This window comes from Chitinophaga sp. XS-30 (genome assembly GCF_008086345.1).
Classification (GTDB): Bacteria; Bacteroidota; Bacteroidia; order Chitinophagales; family Chitinophagaceae; genus Chitinophaga.
In genome coordinates, this window is record NZ_CP043006.1 from 5485971 (window position 1) to 5503835 (window position 17865).

The 17865-nt window shown below is 52.9% G+C and carries 11 protein-coding genes and 1 pseudogene; 6 read left to right on the forward strand and 6 right to left on the reverse strand.

The genetic code is table 11. The features are described from left to right. The first annotated feature begins 5 nt into the window (after positions 1-5). From FW415_RS21940 to FW415_RS21960, 5 genes and pseudogenes are all read left to right on the forward strand, one after another. Positions 6-1337 carry a Gfo/Idh/MocA family oxidoreductase gene (locus FW415_RS21940; RefSeq protein WP_148389268.1) on the forward strand — a complete coding sequence of 444 codons (1332 nt, stop codon included), beginning with the start codon at positions 6-8 and terminating at the stop codon, positions 1335-1337. Between the two features lie 10 nt (positions 1338-1347). After that, positions 1348-2514: a family 16 glycoside hydrolase gene (locus FW415_RS21945; protein ID WP_148389269.1), complete on the forward strand. Its 1167-nt coding sequence runs from the start codon at positions 1348-1350 to the stop codon at positions 2512-2514. Between the two features lies 1 nt (position 2515). Next, entirely contained in the window at positions 2516-3853 is a 1338-nt protein-coding gene (locus tag FW415_RS21950; protein ID WP_148389270.1) for a M20 family metallopeptidase, read from the forward strand. Between the two features lies 1 nt (position 3854). Next, a complete protein-coding gene (locus FW415_RS21955; RefSeq protein WP_148389271.1) occupies positions 3855-4988 on the forward strand; it encodes a beta-galactosidase in 1134 nt (377 codons plus the stop codon). A 12-nt stretch (positions 4989-5000) separates the two neighbouring features. After that, positions 5001-5276 (forward strand): annotated as a pseudogene (locus FW415_RS21960) (DUF4832 domain-containing protein); the annotation flags it as partial. Here FW415_RS21960 and FW415_RS21965 read toward each other — a convergent pair. The 5 genes from FW415_RS21965 to FW415_RS21985 all read right to left on the reverse strand — a co-directional run bounded on the left by FW415_RS21965 (position 5265) and on the right by FW415_RS21985 (position 15334). After that, positions 5265-6704 (reverse strand): sulfatase, encoded by a 1440-nt coding sequence (locus FW415_RS21965; RefSeq protein WP_148389273.1) that lies wholly within the window; start codon positions 6702-6704, stop codon positions 5265-5267. The pseudogene FW415_RS21960 and the gene FW415_RS21965 overlap by 12 nt on opposite strands. 87 nt (positions 6705-6791) lie before the next feature. Further along, complete coding sequence (locus tag FW415_RS21970; protein ID WP_148389274.1) at positions 6792-8303, reverse strand: SusD/RagB family nutrient-binding outer membrane lipoprotein; 1512 nt, start codon at positions 8301-8303, stop codon at positions 6792-6794. 19 nt (positions 8304-8322) lie between these two features. Continuing rightward, positions 8323-11460 carry a SusC/RagA family TonB-linked outer membrane protein gene (locus tag FW415_RS21975; RefSeq protein WP_148389275.1) on the reverse strand — a complete coding sequence of 1046 codons (3138 nt, stop codon included), beginning with the start codon at positions 11458-11460 and terminating at the stop codon, positions 8323-8325. A gap of 264 nt (positions 11461-11724) precedes the next feature. Further along, positions 11725-13089, reverse strand: coding sequence for a Gfo/Idh/MocA family protein (locus tag FW415_RS21980; protein ID WP_148389276.1), 1365 nt, complete (start codon positions 13087-13089; stop codon positions 11725-11727). 28 nt (positions 13090-13117) lie between these two features. Next, positions 13118-15334, reverse strand: coding sequence for a beta-N-acetylhexosaminidase (locus FW415_RS21985; RefSeq protein ID WP_148389277.1), 2217 nt, complete (start codon positions 15332-15334; stop codon positions 13118-13120). A gap of 116 nt (positions 15335-15450) precedes the next feature. Here FW415_RS21985 and FW415_RS21990 point away from each other — a divergent pair, with 116 nt between their 5' ends. Then, on the forward strand, positions 15451-16338 hold the full coding sequence (locus tag FW415_RS21990; protein ID WP_148389278.1) for a hypothetical protein: 888 nt from the start codon (positions 15451-15453) through the stop codon (positions 16336-16338). A gap of 73 nt (positions 16339-16411) precedes the next feature. On the opposite strand, the gene FW415_RS21995 is transcribed toward FW415_RS21990, so the two are convergent. Beyond that, positions 16412-17863, reverse strand: coding sequence for a sulfatase (locus FW415_RS21995; RefSeq protein ID WP_148389279.1), 1452 nt, complete (start codon positions 17861-17863; stop codon positions 16412-16414). Between the last annotated feature and the right edge of the window lie 2 nt (positions 17864-17865).

The window sequence follows — 17865 nt, forward strand, 5'->3', positions numbered from 1 at the left end:
ACGATATGAACAAGGACATCGAATCTGCCACAAACGGCCTGCGCGGCCGGCGCGACTTCCTGAAAGGTTCCGCTGCACTGGTTGGCGGAGCTTTGCTCAGCACGGCACTGCCCGCCGGCGCACGATCATGGCGCCTCCACAGTGATCCGATACGCATTGCGCTGATCGGATGCGGCAGCCGCGGCGCAGGCGCCGCCGTGAATGCTTTGAGAACGAAAGCCAATGTAGTGCTGGTAGCCATGGCGGACGTTTTCCGGGACAAGCTCGATGAAACCTGGCAGACGCTGATGCAGATAGACGGCGTCAAAGATGCCGTTAAAGTGCCGGAAGCCAACAAGTTCACCGGTCTTGATGCATATGAAAAAGCCATTGCCGCGGCGGATGCCGTATTGCTGGTAACACCGCCTGCCTTCCGTCCCCTTCATTTTGAAGCCTGCGTAAAAGCAGGGCGGCATGTGTTCATGGAAAAGCCCCTGGCCAGCGATGCGCCGGGCATTCGCAAAATACTCGCCACCGGAGAACAGGCTTCCCTGAAAAACCTCAAAGTGGTGGTGGGCCTGCAGAACCGCTATGATGCCGGATACCGGGAAATGGTGAAACAGCTGCAGGAAAATGCCATCGGAAAGATCGTTTCGGCAACGGACTATTACCTCATCGGCCCGGTACGCATGGTCCCGCGCCGGCAGGGACAGACAGAACTCGAATACCAGCTGCGCAACTGGCGTTATTTCAACTGGCTGTGGGCCGGATCACCGGCGGGATTGCAGATCCATAACACCGATGTGGTGAACTGGGTGAAAGGCGCTTACCCCGTGCGCGCGCAAGGCATGGGCGGCAGGTCTTCCCTCAGCGGTCCCGATACCGGCGATATCTTCGATCACTTTTTCATCGAATACGAATATGCGGACGGCATGAAACTGAACAGCCAGATCCGCCATATCAGCGGCACCTGGAACAAAGGCGGTGCCTACTTCCAGGGGACTAATGGCACCGCCAGCCTGCAATCCGGCATCCGGGACCTGAACGGTGAGAGAATATGGCGGAACAGCAACAAGGATTCGGAGAACGCATACCAGGTAGAACACGATGTATTCTTCGATGCCATCAGGAACAATACGCCGCTCAACGATACGGAATGGGGCGCCATGAGCACCATGACCACCATCATGGGCCGCATGGCCGCACACTCCGGGAAAATGGTGGAACTGGAAGATGCCCTGAAATCCGAACTCGTACTGGCGCCGGAGCATATGGACTGGAACAGTGAAGCGCCTGCAAAACCGGACAAGGACGGGAATTACCCGATACCGATGCCCGGCACGTCAAACATCATCTAGCGAATATATCATGAGATCAGTTTCCATTTTGCTGCTGCCTTTGCTGTGGCTCGGCAGCGCATGCCAATCCACCGGGAAAATTGCCAGGGACATCAGCTGGGTAAATGTGAATGAGGCGCCCGATACCTGGACGGCCGGGCCTGAAGGGATCGTATGCACCGGTAAAATACAAAGCACGCTACGGTCAGCACAGGTTTTCGGGAACTATGAGCTGGAATTTGAATGCCGGCGCGGGCCGGGTAGCGGAGATGCCGCTGTGATCCTACACGCTGCGGAACTGCCGTCTACCGGTTCCGCGATACCGGATGGCATCCGCTTCGGCATCGGAACGGAACAGGAAGGTTTTATTCCCGACAAATGGAATCATTATCGCATTAAAAGCAATAGCAAAGCAGTACAGCTGTCCGTCAACGGCGGACCGGCTACGGTCATCAGCGCAACGGAACAACGCAAAGGCCACATCACCTTTTCTTCCGGCGGGGTGGCTTACCAGGTGCGGAACATCCGCATCAAAGCAACCTCCGCTACCGCTATGGAAAAAAAATTCCGCCCGCTGTTCAACGGTGATGACCTTTCCCAATGGGAGATGAAGCCGGGGCATGCCGGGCACTGGACCGCCGGTAAAGGTGTGATCGATTACGACGGCAACAGCCGGGAAAAAGACAAATGCCTTTGGAGCAAAAAGGCCTTCCGGGATTTTGTACTGGTAGCCGATGTAAGGCTGACCAGACCGCCGGAGATGGCCCGTACGCCGGTCATCCTTCCCAATGGCGACAATGCCCTGAATGCCGATGGCTCCAACCAGGAAGTAGAGATGCTTTACAACGGCGATACCGGCATATATCTCAGGGGCGAATCCAAAAGCCAGGTGAACATCGGTAACCGCTATATCGGCTCGGGAGAGATATACGGTTACCGGGTGGACAAACGCCTGCCGCCTGAAATACGCGCCGGCGCAACGCCAAAGATCAAAGCCGATAATCCTCCCGGGGAATGGAACCGTTTTGTCATCACCATGAAAGGAGAACGTGTAACCGTTGAGGTGAATGGACAGACCGTTATCGACAACGCCCTTCTCCCCGACATTCCCGAACAGGGCCCGATCGCTCTGCAGGACGATCATGCCAGCGACAACCGCTGCCAGTTCGCCAACGTGTACATCATGGAAATCAACTGATATGAAAAAGCATTTATTAACAGGATTGCTGGCAACATTGCTGCTCGGCAGCGATACCGCTTTCTCCCAGACGACGGAAAGCAGGAAGATCGCCGCGATCGTACAACAGGAATACCGGGAACTGTTTGACCTGTACCGGCATATTCACGCCAACCCTGAACTGGCGCAGCAGGAAAAGAACACCGCTGCCCTGATGGCGGCGGAACTGAAGAAAGCAGGTTTTACGGTGACCGAAAATGTGGGCGGGTATGGTGTGGTAGGGATCATGAAAAACGGTCCCGGTCCTACGATCATGGTGCGTACCGATATGGATGCACTGCCCATCCGCGAACAGACCGGCGTGCCGTATGCCAGCACCGCCACACAAACCGGCGCAACAGGGGAACAGATCCCGCTGATGCACGCCTGCGGCCACGATATGCATATGGCCGTATGGACCGGCGTGGCCAGGGTGCTTTCGCAAATGAAAACAAACTGGTCCGGCACGGTGATGCTCATTGCACAACCCGCGGAAGAGAACGGAACAGGCGCCCGGGCGATGCTCGATGACGGACTCTTCTCCAGGTTCCCTGTGCCGGACTATGCCCTGGCCCTGCATGTGAACTCCAGCCTCGAAACAGGAAAGGTAGGTTATGTTCCGGGGTACAGCCTGGCGAACATTGATATGATCGACATCACGGTGAAAGGGAAAGGCGGCCATGGCGCCATGCCGCACTCCGCCATAGACCCGGTGGTGCTGGCGTCCAGGCTGGTGATGGACTTTCAGACGATCGTCAGCCGCGTGATCTCTCCCATGGAACCCGCGGTTGTTACCGTTGGCTCCATTCATGGCGGCACGACCGGCAACACCATTCCAACCGAAGTAAAAATGGAACTGGCGGTGCGTTCACTGAATGATGAAGTACAGCAGCAGATCATCGAACATATCAGAAAGATATGTGAAGGCGTGGCGGAATCCGCCGGCCTGTCCGGTAACGAGCTTCCATCCATCGTCATCAACCCGGGCGGAAGCCCTTCCGTGTACAACGATCCGCAGCTTTCGGAAAAACTTGCCGCGCACTTCACAACGGTCATCGGTAAAGAAAACGTGATCCGGCTGAATCCTGAAATGTATGGGGAAGATTTCGGCCGATACGGCAGAACCGGTGTGCCGGTACCCATCCTGTTATACTCGCTGGGCGTTGTGCCAAAGGAAAAAATGGAAGCGGCGATGCGGGAAAAGAAACCGCTGCCTTCCACACATTCCCCGCTCTTCATCCCGGAAACCACCACCGCCATGCAAACCGGCGTGCTTACCATGTCTTCCGCCGTTATGCATCTGCTCCGTACAAAAAAATGATATGAACTACCAGATAGCCAAAGCAGGCATCATCCTGCTGTTTTCATCCCTTTCCACGGGCTCCGCACAGCACAGGATCATCAGCCGACCGGTTGAATCGGAAAAAGTGCTGATCAACCCGGGGATCGGGTTTACCACTTTCCAGATGTTCAATGGCGATAACCTCCCCTACTACGATGTGATCAACGAAGCGGACATTCGTCAGTATGATAAAAATGAAACGCTGGAGAACGAGGCCCATCCGCCCACCTCGCTTGCCTATTTCAGGATACACTGGCATGTCATTGAGCCGGAGCAAGGCAAATACCGCTGGGATTTTATTGATGACCTGCTAAGGATCGCAAAGAAAAAACAGCAGAAACTCTGCCTGCGGATATCTCCCTATAAAGGCAAACCGGGCGAAGATGTACCGGCCTGGTACCGGGAAATGGTGGGAGAAAAGCGAACGTTCGCACATCCGAAATGGGTAGTAGATCCTGAAGATCCCCGGTACGCAAAATATTTCGGCGGCATGATACGCGCCCTGGCCGCGCGGTACGACGGACATCCGCAACTGGAGAATGTAGATCTTTCCATTGTCGGCTTTGCCGGAGAAGGCGGAGGAACAGAATTGCTGTCTGACGCAACGATGAAAACCCTCGTGGACGCCTATCTCGAAGGCTTCCAAAAAACACCGCTCATCGCCCTGCTGCACGGCAAAAAACAGATCGCATACATCAAGGAAAATGCGGCCACGCCGGTGGGCTGGCGGCAGGACTGCCTGGGCGACCTGGGCTTCTGGGCGGCGGAACAAAACGGATGGACGCATATGTTCGACTACTATCCGCAGACCATTATCGAATACGGGATGCAGGACGCCTGGAAAGAAGGGCATATAAGTTTCGAAATGTGCGGATTGTTCAGGAACTGGGATGTGAAAGAAGGTTATTCTGAAAAGCAGGTGCAATATATCATCGACCAGTCATTGAAATGGCATATTTCCTCCTTCAATGGCAAATCCTCACCGGTACCGGCTAAATGGAACAAACTGATGGACGCATGGCTGAAGAAAATGGGTTACCGTTTTGTGTTGCGGCGGTTCAGTTATCCTGCGTCCATCAAAGCAAATTCCCGGCTTGATGTGGAAACCTGGTAGGAGAACAAAGGCGTAGCGCCCTGTTATAACCGTTACACGTTCGCCATCCGGTTAAAGAACAATAAACACACCGAAACCTTTATGACGAACGCGGATATCCGGAAGTGGCTCCCCGGTGATATTGTGTTTAACGACGCCTGCTATCCGCAGCAGCTCCCGCCCGGCGAGTATGACATCGCTGTGGCCCTGCTTGATCCGCATCTGCTGACGCCTGCCGTACAATTGGCTATTGAGGGGAAACAGGAGGATGGATGGTATCCGATGGGAAAGATTACATTAACGCCGTGACTGGCCCTTTAACCACCGGTCACTGAAAACATCCGGTTTACGCAGCAATCCCTGCAGCCGTTTCACCTCCGCGGCACACTTCTTTTCCCGCGCAAGATTGACAAATTCACCGGGATCATTCCTGTGATCATACAACTCCGTACCTTCGTTACCGTTATCCCACTCCGTATAGCGCCAACGTTCCGTGCGCACGCTTCTGCCGAAAATACCGTTGCGTACCACTTCCGTATAGGCGGGATGTTTCCAGGCCGCCGCCGGATCTTTCAACAGCTTCGTCAGACTTCTGCCCTGCACATGTTCCGGCACCGGCAGATCGCAAAGCTCTGCCAGCGTGGGGTAAACGTCCAGCAATTCAACCGTTCTGCGGCAGGGCGTTCCTTTTGCGCCACCCGGAACGGCAATGATCAGCGGCACGCGCGCTGATGGCTCGAACAGACTTTGCTTTTTCCATTGTCCATGCTGGCCAAGGTTATAACCATGATCGCTCCACAATACAATGATGGTATTCTCCGCGAGACCAAGTTGTTCCAGCGCGTCCAGCAAACGGCCCACCTGGCCGTCCATAAAGGAAACGGCGGCATAGTATGCTCTCTGCGCATCGCGGCGGTCGCTTTCATTCAGCCCCCAGTGGGCGGGGCGCGTGAAAAGCGCTGCTTCGGGGATATCATCCATATCACCGGGCATCTCCTTGGCCAGCGGCACCGTTTCCTTCGGATAAAGATCGAAGTACTTTCCCGGCGCAACGTATGGCGCATGCGGCCTGAAATAACCTACTGCCAGAAAGAAAGGCTCGCCCTTCTTTTGCTGCGCCAGCAACCGGATGGCTTCAGTGGTCACCAACCCGTCCGTCTGCTCTTCATCCGTACCCTCAGACCGGTGCCAGGCCAATGCGGCGCCCAGACCGCGGGCCGGAGTAAGGTTCTTCACGAGATGCTCTTCCGTTTTATCCCGGCCTTTCGGATTCACAACGGTATCCCAGGATGCGGGATCGTCCAGCCCGTTAGTGCCTATTTGTCCGGGTACACCATAATGGAATATCTTGCCGACACGGGCGCTGAAATAATCCGCATTCCTGAACAATTGGGGAAGCGTGATCACATCGGGAAAATGCTTCCGGAAATGTGTTTCCAGATCGTAGATGCCTACTTTATCCGGCCGCATGCCGGTGAGCATGGAGCTGCGGCTGGGGCTGCACAGCGGGTACTGGTTGTATGCCGCATGGAACGCCACGCCGGAACGGGCAAGACGGTCTATCTGCGGCGATTGCACATACCTATTGCCATAACAGCCGAGATCGTTGTTGAGATCATCGGCTGCAATAAACAGCACATTGTACTTTTTCCCCTGCGGCTGTGCTGCGGCCTGCGTGAACAGGCCTGCAGCAAGCACGAGCAGAAGGAGCGGCTTTATTGCGAAAAGAGGTTTCATATCGTTCTATTGTTCAGCGCCCCATTTGTAAAAAGAACGGTGTCATACCCGGGATTTCCGGATATGACACAGCCAGGTAGTATGAGGTTAATAAATCTCGGGAGGAAAGGTCCCCTGCTTGGGATGTAAATACGGTAATCCGGGTTTCGCATCCCACCAGATCCTGCTGGTCATCTTGTCTCCCCCCTGCAGGCGCGAAGCGGCTTCTCTCACATTATTTTCGTTCAGTGAATATTCCGATTGAGGATAAGTGCCTCTTCTGGGAATGGTGCCGTTCGTACTGCCCAGGTCACCACCGGTCCATATTTCAGGATAACCCGTTCTGCGATATTCTGCCCAGCCTTCAGCCCCCATCCAGAAATTGGCGAGGTACTTCTGGATAATGATCTCTCTCAGCTGCTGTTCCTCCGTACCTGTCAGCGATCCGAACGTACCGGCGAGGTAGGTAGTGATATCCGGTTGTGCTACGCTATACTGCAACATGGATTGTTCAATGCCCGTTCTGTACAGCTGCGCTGCATTCTCACTGCTTAAGCCGGCCAATGCGGCTTCAGCGCGCAGAAAATACACTTCGGCCGCATTCATCACCACAATATCATAAGCCGCTACCCGGAAAGGCATAGGCAGGAATGCCGTGGTGTTTTCAGCATAAGGCTGCTTCTCGTCCGTAAACAGGCACATCGGCCGTCCACGGTGCCCTGAAACACCATCGTTTGCGGGGCTGGCGTATTTGGACAAACGGGGATCGCTTCTTTCGAGCAGGTTCTGGGTTACGGTGAAACCCACCCACAGAGGATAACCGTTGGAATTGACAAAACTGTTATACAGCGGGTTGCGGTTGGCAGCCTCGGCCCCATCGATCGTCCTCAGCTTTGCATTGAATGCATTATCATCTATCAGGGGTTTGCCTGCAAGATCAGCAATATGCTGCGCAGCAAGCGATTCATTCGCATAACGCACCCGTATGGCCAGCCGGTAACGGAGCGAGTTCCCGAAACGCACCCAGCGGTCCGCATTTCCGTTGAAAAGAAGGTCCGCACTACCGAAAGACGCCAGGGACGGCTCATTGGTCAGCTGCGCAACAGCTTCCTTCAACTCGTTGAGCATGTGGGTATAAATGGATTCCTGCGTGTCGTATTTCGGCTGGTTGATCACATCTTCAACATCCAGCAGGGATTCGCTGTACGGCACATCGCCAAATACATCCGTCAGCTGATGGAACTGCCAGACCTTCCATATCCTGGCCACGGCCTGCTGATTTTTCAGGGCCGGATCATTACCGGTAAGCCGGATCACTTCCGATATATTGATCAGGTTGCCGGTATAGCTGAAGGAACCGGACCAGTCCCTGTCCTGGAAAATGGTGCCGGAGCCCTGGTTGGAATAGTAGTTGGCGTATTCGTTGAAGGTTCCGGTATTATAGCTGTCGAAGATGGTGTTTTTCAGCACCAGCGTAAACAGCATGGATGGTTTGATGATATCTTTTGTGATCAGTACAGGATCTGTATTGATCTCTTTAAAATCCTTCGTGCAGGAACTTCCCGATAATATCAGAAAAGCCAGGGAAGTTACCTTTATCGCAGTTGCATATAATTTCATATCGCTCGGATTGATTGAATTAAAAAGTGAATGAAAGGTTGACACCGATGCTGCGGGTAGTAGGAACACCCTTTGCTTCGTAGCCCTGCGCCGATATGCTTGTATTGAAGGCGGTTTCAGGACTCAGGCCCATTGTTTTGAACTTCTCGTCCCGGTACAGATAGAACAGGTTCCTGCCTACGATGGAAGCACGGGCATTCCGGAGGAGCGTGTTCTTCAACAGACCAGCGGCGCCGAAGTTATATCCAATGCTGGCTTCACGCAAGGCTGCATAATCCGCATCGATGATCGCATTCGTTGCGATATCTCCCCACGGGCCGGCGCCGGCATAATAATCCTGTGCCAGCAGCACAATATCGCTGGGCGTATATTTTCCATCAGTGCCAAGGATCACCCCGTCAGCGATCAGGTTGGTCCGGTTCTCCGTAAACTTGCCGGTACCTTTGGCGCTCTGATCATCCCATGATTGCGAGAAGATCTGACCGCCTTTCCTGAAATCGATCAACGCGCTCAGCGTAAACCCTTTGTAGCTAAAGCTGTTGGTAAAACCGCCCAGCCAGTCCGGTTGTATATTGCCCAGTATCGTGGTCTCCGTGGCGCGCTGGTATTTACCCTGTTCGTTCAGTACTTTTTCCCCTGCTTCATTCCTCATGAAATCATATCCGATGATATTGCCAAAAGCTTCACCGGGCGTAGCCTGAATGGATGCCCGGGTAATGGTGAACATGCGAAAGGTCGAGATTCCCGGTGCAAGCGATACCACCCTGGATTTATTCCTGGAAAGGTTAAGCGTAAGGTCCCAGTTGAAGTTCTTGCTGCGCACCGGTGTGGCGGACAACAGTATTTCCACGCCTTGGTTCTCTATCTCGCCGGCATTGATGAGACGGGTAGCATAACCGGTGCTGGCGGATAAACCCACGGGCAGGATCTGGTTACGGGTGGAACCGGTGTACCAGGTGAAGTCCAGCCCCAGACGGTTATTCAGAAAGCGCAGTTCCGTTCCCACTTCAAAAGTCCGTGTCAGCTCGTTCTTCAGATCTGTCAGCGGCACACCGGAGCTGATGGCGGCATAAGGCTGGCCGTTATAGTTCTGGTTGGACAGGCTGTAACCGGCGGTTGTCATATATGGACTGGCATCATTGCCCGCTTCCGCATAAGACACTCTCAACTTTCCGTAGTCCAGCACACCCGGCTCTATCTTCAATGCATCCGTAAACACAAAGCTGGTGCTGATGGAGGGATAAAAGAAAGAGCTGTTATTTACGCCAAGTGTAGAGGACCAGTCATTACGGCCCGTAATGTCCAGGAAAAGATAATTGCGGTATCCCAGCTGACCGGTGAAATAAGCGGAGTTCATCACTTTTCTGATATCTGCATTCCGCGTAGCTTTCGTTCTGGCGTTATTGATATGATAGAGGTTAGGTATATTGAAACCTGTTCCGGTGAACCCGACCTGCGTCTGGCGCCTGTTCAGATGATTGGCGCCCACGGAAACGGAACCGGTAAAGTTTTTGGAGAGGTTGCCCGCTGCGGTAAGCAATACATCGCTGTTCTCTTCCTTAACATGATATTCATCATTGGCAATACTGCCATCAAGCGTGCCGGGCGTATTGATGCCCACGCGCACCATCCTTTGTTCGGTGTAAAAGTCCGTTCCCGTGCGGGCCTGTAATGTCAGCCAGTCTGTGAACCGGTACCTGGCCAGCACGTACCCGATCATCCTGTCCCGCCGGTCTTCGCTCAACAGTTCATTCAGCAGCCAGTAAGGGTTACTTGGGCTGCCGGCTTTGAAACCGTACATGGTGCCGTTCGGGCGTTTGTAATCCTTCTGCCAGTCCAGGTCGATGAAACGTGGTGTAGCCATCATACTGGCTATCGGCGAGGTCAGCAATCCGCCAACTTCCGGGCGGTTCTCTCCTTTCTGCCGGATGTAGTTCACTTTTGCTTCCACAGAGAGCCGTTTGGTCACATTCAGGGAAGCCAGCAGGTTGATGTTCTGCCTTTGAACGGAGTTGTTGGGAATGATGCCTTCATTCCGCATATCACCTACGGAAAGGCGGTAGGTTCCTTTTTCGGTACCGCCGGATACGGCGATGGTATTGGTAAATGTTTTGCCGGTGCGGAAGAATTCGCGCTGGTTGTCTTCCGGCTGCGGGTTATAGGGTTTCGGGCCAAGTTCAGGCCATGCGGTCAGCACAATATCCCTGCCATCCATTCTGCCCCCCCAGTTATCTACCAGCCATGTAGGCCAGGCGTCATATTCAACGCCATCTATCGTCATCTTTTCAAAGGAATCATAATTATCATCGTATCCGCCGCCCCATACGTTCTGAAAGGTGGGCATTACATTCGGTGATTCGAATGTGGTATTGGAAGTGATATCGATGGAGGTTTTACCGGCCTTGCCTTTTTTGGAGTTGATGAGAATAACGCCGTTAGCGCCCCTGGCGCCATAGAGCGCGGCAGCAGCAGGACCTTTCAGCACGGATACGCTTTCGATGTCATCCGGACTGATATTCCCGATACCATCGCCGAAATCGCGCTGGCCGCCGAAGGCGGAGGGATTGCCGAGGGTCTGGTTATCTATCGGCACACCATCCACCACATACAAAGGCTGATTATTACCGGTCAGTGAACTGGCGCCGCGGATGACCACAAAGCTGGAACCGGAAGCCCCGCCGGCGGAGGGGTTCACATGTATGCCCGCGATCTTTCCTTTCAGGGAATTGGCGACGTTCAGGTCCTTGTTCTCCGATAATTTCTCACCGGATATGGTTTGCATGGCATACCCCAGCGATTTTTTGTTACGTTCGATGCCCAGTGCGGTCACCACTACTTCAGACAGCTGTTTTTCATCTCCCTCCATCACAATATCTATAACGTTGCCCGCGCCTACCGGTACTTCCTGCGTTTTAAATCCGTAGAAGCTGAAAACAAGCACAGCCCCGTTCTGTGTGCGGAAGGAATATTTCCCGTCCGGTCCTGTTATTACGCCATTGGTCGTGCCCTTTTCTATAACAGACGCTCCGGGCAATGGCTGACCGGCCCCGTCCTTTACAATACCTGTAACAGATTTTGTCTGCCCCGTTGCCGCCACTCCCGTTAGCAGGAGAATACAGCAAAGCGGTACACGGGCGATCAAAGATTTAAGTTTCATTAATAGCGGATTTTGGATTGATAAATAAAGGTTATAAAAGGAAAATCGACAAGGTAAATTTCTTTTCTTTATTAAAAATAGATCAATTCCTTTATTTCTCCAAGTAATATTTTTTCATTTAGTTATAAAATTTCAGTTTTAGGGATGATATATTTTCGAAATCTTTCGGAAGCAGGCAGAAATACCGCCATCCCGGATACCGGCTGACAAAAAAGCGCCGGGGTGATACCCCGGCGCCTGGTCAATAGCAAGCGGCGTCTCCCGTTAATATTCATCAGAAACGGCAAAATCATTCTTCCTGTTCATCCACCGCCCACCGGTAAAATCAGGGAAATCCACCGTCTGGTTCCCGAGATCTATCGATGTTTCACTCAACGGCGTGATCGCACTCCAGCTGGCGGCATCATACACGTCCATTGGCGTCGGCTGCTGACGTTTTGCCGCTTCTATGAAAGCATGCAATACAAAGAAGTCAATACCGTCATGCCCTGTGCGCTTTGCACGCGTGCCCCATTTCTTCCACAGCGGATGCTCGTATTTATCGTACCAGGGATGCGCATCATCCCATTTTTCATGATCGTATTTGCTGATGCCTTCAATGAATATCCCGTTGTTCAGGTTCATCCAGATGCCATTGGTGCCCTGCACCCGGAACCCGAGGGAATAAGGCCTGGGCAGATTGGTATCGTGCTGCAGCAGGATGGTTTCACCATTGGCGCATTTGATCTGCGTGGTCACTACATCTCCCAGTTTAAACAGCTGCTTCGCATTAGGATGGTCCTTCCCGCCTTTTTTCACGATGTAATCGTGCAGGCCTCTTGCCTTGGTTGCAAATGAACTGAGGGACTCAAACCGGTTGCCCCTGTTGATATCTATCATCATAGCCATTGGCCCCACATCATGCGTAGGATACAGATCACCGTTGCGATGCACGGAGTGATTGGTACGCCAGCGGGCTTCTGAAAAACCCTTCTCCCCGAACTCCACCCCGCTATTGTACGGCGTAACACCATCATTGAACTTCACGCCGCGCAGATCATGCTGATAACCGGCCTGCAAATGCACCAGTTCCCCGAAAAGCCCTTTTCTCACCATATTCAGAATAGCGAGAATATCCCTGCGGTAACAGGCATTCTCCAGCATCATCACCTGCGCATTTTTTGCTTCCGCGGCACGTACCACTTCCCAGTGATCTTCCAGTGTTATACCCAACACCACTTCCGTGGCCACATATTTCAACCCGGCATGAATGCTGTCTACGATCATAGGCTTATGCCATTCCCAGGGCGTGGAAATGATCACGGCATCGATCTCCGACGGCTCCAGCATATCCCGGTAAGCGAGATCCCCGCCTTTCACGATCCGCGGCATGGGCTTGCCGGATTTTTGTATCAGCGCCTTGCTCATGCTTATCATCCTGTCATCAATATCACAGATCACTTTTATATCCACATCATCCCTTTCCAGGCACATCTGCAAATGGGATTGCCCGCGCAGCCCTACGCCAATAAATCCTATCCTGAGTTTTTTGTCGGGGAAAGCAGCGCCTGCGGCAAAGGGGCTCAGCAGGCCCAATCCCGCTGAAGCAAGGGATATGTTCTTTACGAAATCTCTTCTGGTAACTGACATTACAATACTTTTGAATGGTGATCAATGGTTATCGGCTCACCGGAAAACGTTCCCGGAAATACTGGTTGTACGCCTGAAGCTCCTGAAGGTATTGCTCCAGCCCAAGTTTCTCTTCATCATAAATGAGATAGTTCATGCCCGGCACTCTGCTGGCAAAGTGGCGCGTGCGCTCCTGCTCGAAGAAGTATTGCTTTTCGGGGGTGGACATCCCCTTCGGCAAACGCGTTTTCTCCCAAACCGCACAGAGGTCCGTAAACATCGCCTGACGTCGTGCAAGACTGGCCTTCACAATACCCTCCGCTTCCTGCAGATGATGATATGCTTTATCATAATCAAGGAAACGTTGCTGATGCGCATTTTTTATGGCCACTTCCAGCTTTGAAAGATCCAGGTACGTTAAGGCGGTATGACGGGCGAGGTTGCATAAGGTGCGGAATACTTCCACATCATACCGGTTACTGATATCTCCTGCCAGGTTTTTATCACAGATGGCGATAGCCGTATCCATTTTGGCAAGATATATCTTCGCTTCCTCCACCCGGTCTGCATACTCCGTGTTCCAGTAAGGATCATATTCCAATGCATCGCCTCTCGGCAGATCGGGCAGATGCGTTTTACCGATCTCCCCCCATGCCCATACCCGCCGTTCAAAACTTTCCATATAGAAGTAAGCGGCTTCATTCAGCAGGCGGTAAAGATCATGCATCCCTGTAGCCTGGCGGCCATACCGGTTAGCGTAAAAGGTCTGCAGGAATTCATCCATGGACAGTCCCGACACATTCCATGCATAAGCAGCAGTAGTCGCAAAACACAGCATCCAGGCCTGCATGGGCAAACCGGAATCATCCCAGGAAGTCCTGATCACCCCGTCAAACACGCCCTTGCCAAGATTGCTGACCAGGAAATCATACGATTGTTCCAGCGCTCCCGTCTCTTTACCCTTTTTACCTTTCACAAAAAAGTAAGGCAGGAACAGCTGCTCTATCCCCGGGTTGGGATCATAGGCATATACCGGATGGCCCAGCGCTTTCGCCTGTTTAGCGTAGGTAAGGTCTTCCGTTTCATAGTTATAGGATTCCGTAAGGATGATCCCTTTCTGCGGCACTACATTAAAATGTTCTTCCTTTTGCCCGCCATGATAAACGCCCAGCCGGCTCTTCGCCCAGCCCATCGGCGCTTCCCAGGTCATCACCCCTCTTCCGGAAGGTTGCAAAAGGCGGGCAGACCTGCCCAGGAACAAATGGAAAAGCCCGCTCTTGCCGATCTCCGTTGCTTTCTTTTTACACTGCTCACATGCCCCCAGCTCATATGTTTCATCTGATCCGATATGAATGAATGCCGATCCGGGCGTGGCTTCCATCGCGTCTTTCCAGAGATCCTCCAGCAGTTCGTAGCTGCCATCCTTAAGCGGACAAAACTCGAAATTCGAGGCCGGTATTTCCCGCAAATGTGCGAACTGCGGCCATTTGAGAATAAATCCCACATGCCCGAGGCCCTGCACCAGCGGCACGATCTGTACATGATATTGCTGCGCATACCGCGTCAGCTCCTGCATTTCCGCCATGGTAAACGCTCCGGGAGCGCCTATTTCAGGATGGCTGGGGTATGCGAACTTGTCTTCCCATTCCCAGATCAGCATATTCATTTTATATCCGGCCAGTTCGCGAATAAATGATTTTACATATGCTTTCGTATCCTGGTGGTGTTTGGTATCGTAATGCGCGGCGCGCTGGCGGGTATCCGGCCAGTCCCGTATCTGCATCCCCTTTACAGCAATGCCTTCCGCTGTCTGCTGAAAGAGCTGTTTGAGCGTCTGCACCCCGTAGAACAACCCTGCCTCCCCTCCGCCGGTGATCACCAGTTTTCCCTCGCCGGCCAGCAGCTCATATCCTTCTTTCCCCAGTTTTTTATCGTTACCCTTACGTTTCAGAAAAATGGCGGCGCCTGATGCTCCTTTGCCAATGACGGCTTTCATACCAAATGCATCGTTCAGGTAACTGATCAGGTCATTGGCAGCGAACCGGTCTTTTTCGGAAGCATTTCTATCCAATACAATTTCAGGTTGCGAAGGCAGTTTGAAATCACTACCTTTTATCAGCACTTCCCTCGGCTGAGGCAGTACCGCCAGCCCGATATCCGGCAAACCGGTTTGCTGCCCGGCCAGCAGGCAGGGCAAAAGCATAAAAACGAACAGTAAAAAGTGTTGCTGGAATACACCTTTCGAATAAGCGAATACGATCTTCATGAACGTCAGAATTTTGGAAAGAATAAAATTACGTAAGTAAGATTATCTTTCAAAATATTTCTTTATCTTGATTTAAACTTTCGTTACATTTCTAAACGCCTTTATCTTCGAGCGACATGGTACAGCTTATTTTTTCCGTTTTATATGGCATTCTGCAGGTAGCGGACATTCCCGCGGCTCCCTGTTTTACCTGTGCCGATGCGCCTGCCGGCACTATTTTCTGCGATGATTTCGAAAGCGAGGAGGATGTGAGCCTCCGGTATTTTGGTTATAATAATGATGATGGCGAGTTTATCCGCATCAAAGGCGTAGGGCGCGACAGCAGCGCGGGCATGCGGGTGAAATGGCAAAAAGGGGAAGTGGAAGCCGGCGGGCTGCAGAAATCCATTGGCCGGTCACCGGACCCGTACATGAAGAAAGCCGCTTTCCCGGAAAAGGATTTCAACGAGATCTACTGGCGCATCGATATTAAACATGAAGCAGGCTGGCAGGGCGGCGGAGGCGACAAACTATCCAGGGCCACCGTGATCGCAGGCAGAAAATGGCAACAGGGCATGATCGCGCACATCTGGTCTGGTGGCAGGAACCACAGCAGCAATCACCTTGTCATGGACCCGGCTACCGGCATCAGCGAGGATGGCAAACTGGTGACCGAAAGGTATAACGACTTCCGCAACCTGCGGTGGCTGGGCAACCAAAGCGGCCCCACCGACATCTTCAGTCCGGATAAAACCGGGGTATGGTATTGCATCGTTGCCCACGCCAAACTCAATACACCCGGAAAAGCAGATGGTGTATTCGAATTCTGGGTCAATGATACGCTGCAGGCAGCCCGGTATGATCTGAACTGGCATGCCGACTGGAACAATGATCCCGGAAGCTATATGATCAACGCTGTTTTCTTTGAAAATTACTGGAATAACGGATCGGTAAAAGACCAGGAGCGGTATTTCGATAACATTGTGATCTCAACAAAACCTATTCCCTGCGGATGCGGCAACTGACGCCGGTAATACCGCCATCACCCGGCAGTGCCCGCAGATCGCAACCGCCTTGCCTGAGTGAAAAGCATGCTGTTCAGAAAGCTCCTTTATGGTTGACCCTGTCCGCTCCTTTCGCCGCACCGGGCATTTCGCCCCGTGTTCCCTTTGCCGGCAATGGCGCTGAAGTGCGCCGGTCATACCAGTCGGGAGTAAGACCTCCCGGCGCAGTGTCCGCCGTTTGTTCCCGCCACAACATCAGTACCTGGCGCAGTGTATGCCGTTGTTGCCGGTAAGCAGGATCGTCAGCAAGGTTGTGTTGGTGAAGGGGATCATTTGCAAGATCATATAATTCTTCCGCTGGCCTGGGTTGAAGAAAAGGGTCACGCTGAAGGCTGGTGAGCGCTCCGGTTTGGGCGGCATTTTTCAAAGCTGTGGCAGCAGGACTTTGATTCACATCAATAGCACCGATGTTATTAAAATCAGGCCGCAGGTTAACCAGATACAGAAAATCCTTCGTGCGAACGGACCTTTCATACGCTTCGTAATCATGCCAGTTGTGTTCCGCAAAAACAAACTCCCGGAAAGCCTGTTCAGGTTTTTGAAGCAGCGACGCGAAGCTGCGCCCCTGGATGGATTCAGCGGGTACTACGCCTGCAAGCTCCAGTAATGTAGGCGCAATATCGATACTGCTGATCATGCTTTGGCAAACGGCGCCGCCCGCGATCACCGCCGGCCATTTGACCAGCATCGGCGTTTTGATGCCCCGGTCGTACAACCTCGTCTTGCTGCCAGGGAAAGGCCGTGCATTGTCGGATATAAAAATGATCATCGTATTGGAAGCAACCCCTTGCTGTTCCAGTGCGTTCATCAACAGGCCGAGGTAGTGGTCGATCCTTCCTATTTCGTTGTAGTAGGATGCGAGATCGCTGCGCGTCGCTTCCTCATCAACCAATGTGGGAGGCACCCACACACTGTCAGGATGATGCGGCCTGCCGAAACGGTCCGCTCCCCAATCGCGATGCGCATCGAACGGCGCCAGCCAGAAAAAGAACGGTTTGTTCACCGGCCGTTGGGCGAGCAGCCGCAACCATTGTTCCTCACCACCATTCCCGTTAAGCTGCTTTCCTGTCAGCAACGTATCGTAAGCGCTTGCGGTATTCGGCCCTTCGTGCCATTTCCCGGCCTGGGCAGTGTAATAACCGGCTGCTTTCAATTGCCCCGGAAAAGTGGCCAGGTGTGCGGGCAACGCGCTGTGCAGCTCTGCTGCGCCGGTATTGTGCGGATATCTTCCGGAGATAATGCTGCAGCGGCTTGGGCTGCAGGAGCTGGATGTTACAAAAGCATTGTTGAATTTCATGCCCTGCCGGGCCAGCAGATCGATGTTCGGTGTGCGGATGGCGGTATTGCCATAACAACCGATATCCTCCTGGCTGATATCGTCCCCGATAATGAAAATGATATTGGGCCGCTCCTGCGCTTTTGCAACCGGCAGCAGAAAAAAGATCAGTGCAGCAATACAACAAATGATATGACGCATCAGCTTCATGA

Excerpts from the sequence above, each read along its gene's own strand:
- FW415_RS21940 (WP_148389268.1), top strand. The coding sequence starts at position 6 with ATGAACAAGGACATCGAATCTGCCACAAACGGCCTGCGCGGCCGGCGC.
- FW415_RS21945 (WP_148389269.1), top strand. The coding sequence starts at position 1,348 with ATGAGATCAGTTTCCATTTTGCTGCTGCCTTTGCTGTGGCTCGGCAGC.
- FW415_RS21950 (WP_148389270.1), top strand. The coding sequence starts at position 2,516 with ATGAAAAAGCATTTATTAACAGGATTGCTGGCAACATTGCTGCTCGGC.
- FW415_RS21955 (WP_148389271.1), top strand. The coding sequence starts at position 3,855 with ATGAACTACCAGATAGCCAAAGCAGGCATCATCCTGCTGTTTTCATCC.
- FW415_RS21965 (WP_148389273.1), bottom strand. The coding sequence starts at position 6,704 with ATGAAACCTCTTTTCGCAATAAAGCCGCTCCTTCTGCTCGTGCTTGCT.
- FW415_RS21970 (WP_148389274.1), bottom strand. The coding sequence starts at position 8,303 with ATGAAATTATATGCAACTGCGATAAAGGTAACTTCCCTGGCTTTTCTG.
- FW415_RS21975 (WP_148389275.1), bottom strand. The coding sequence starts at position 11,460 with ATGAAACTTAAATCTTTGATCGCCCGTGTACCGCTTTGCTGTATTCTC.
- FW415_RS21980 (WP_148389276.1), bottom strand. The coding sequence starts at position 13,089 with ATGTCAGTTACCAGAAGAGATTTCGTAAAGAACATATCCCTTGCTTCA.
- FW415_RS21985 (WP_148389277.1), bottom strand. The coding sequence starts at position 15,334 with ATGAAGATCGTATTCGCTTATTCGAAAGGTGTATTCCAGCAACACTTT.
- FW415_RS21990 (WP_148389278.1), top strand. The coding sequence starts at position 15,451 with ATGGTACAGCTTATTTTTTCCGTTTTATATGGCATTCTGCAGGTAGCG.
- FW415_RS21995 (WP_148389279.1), bottom strand. The coding sequence starts at position 17,863 with ATGAAGCTGATGCGTCATATCATTTGTTGTATTGCTGCACTGATCTTT.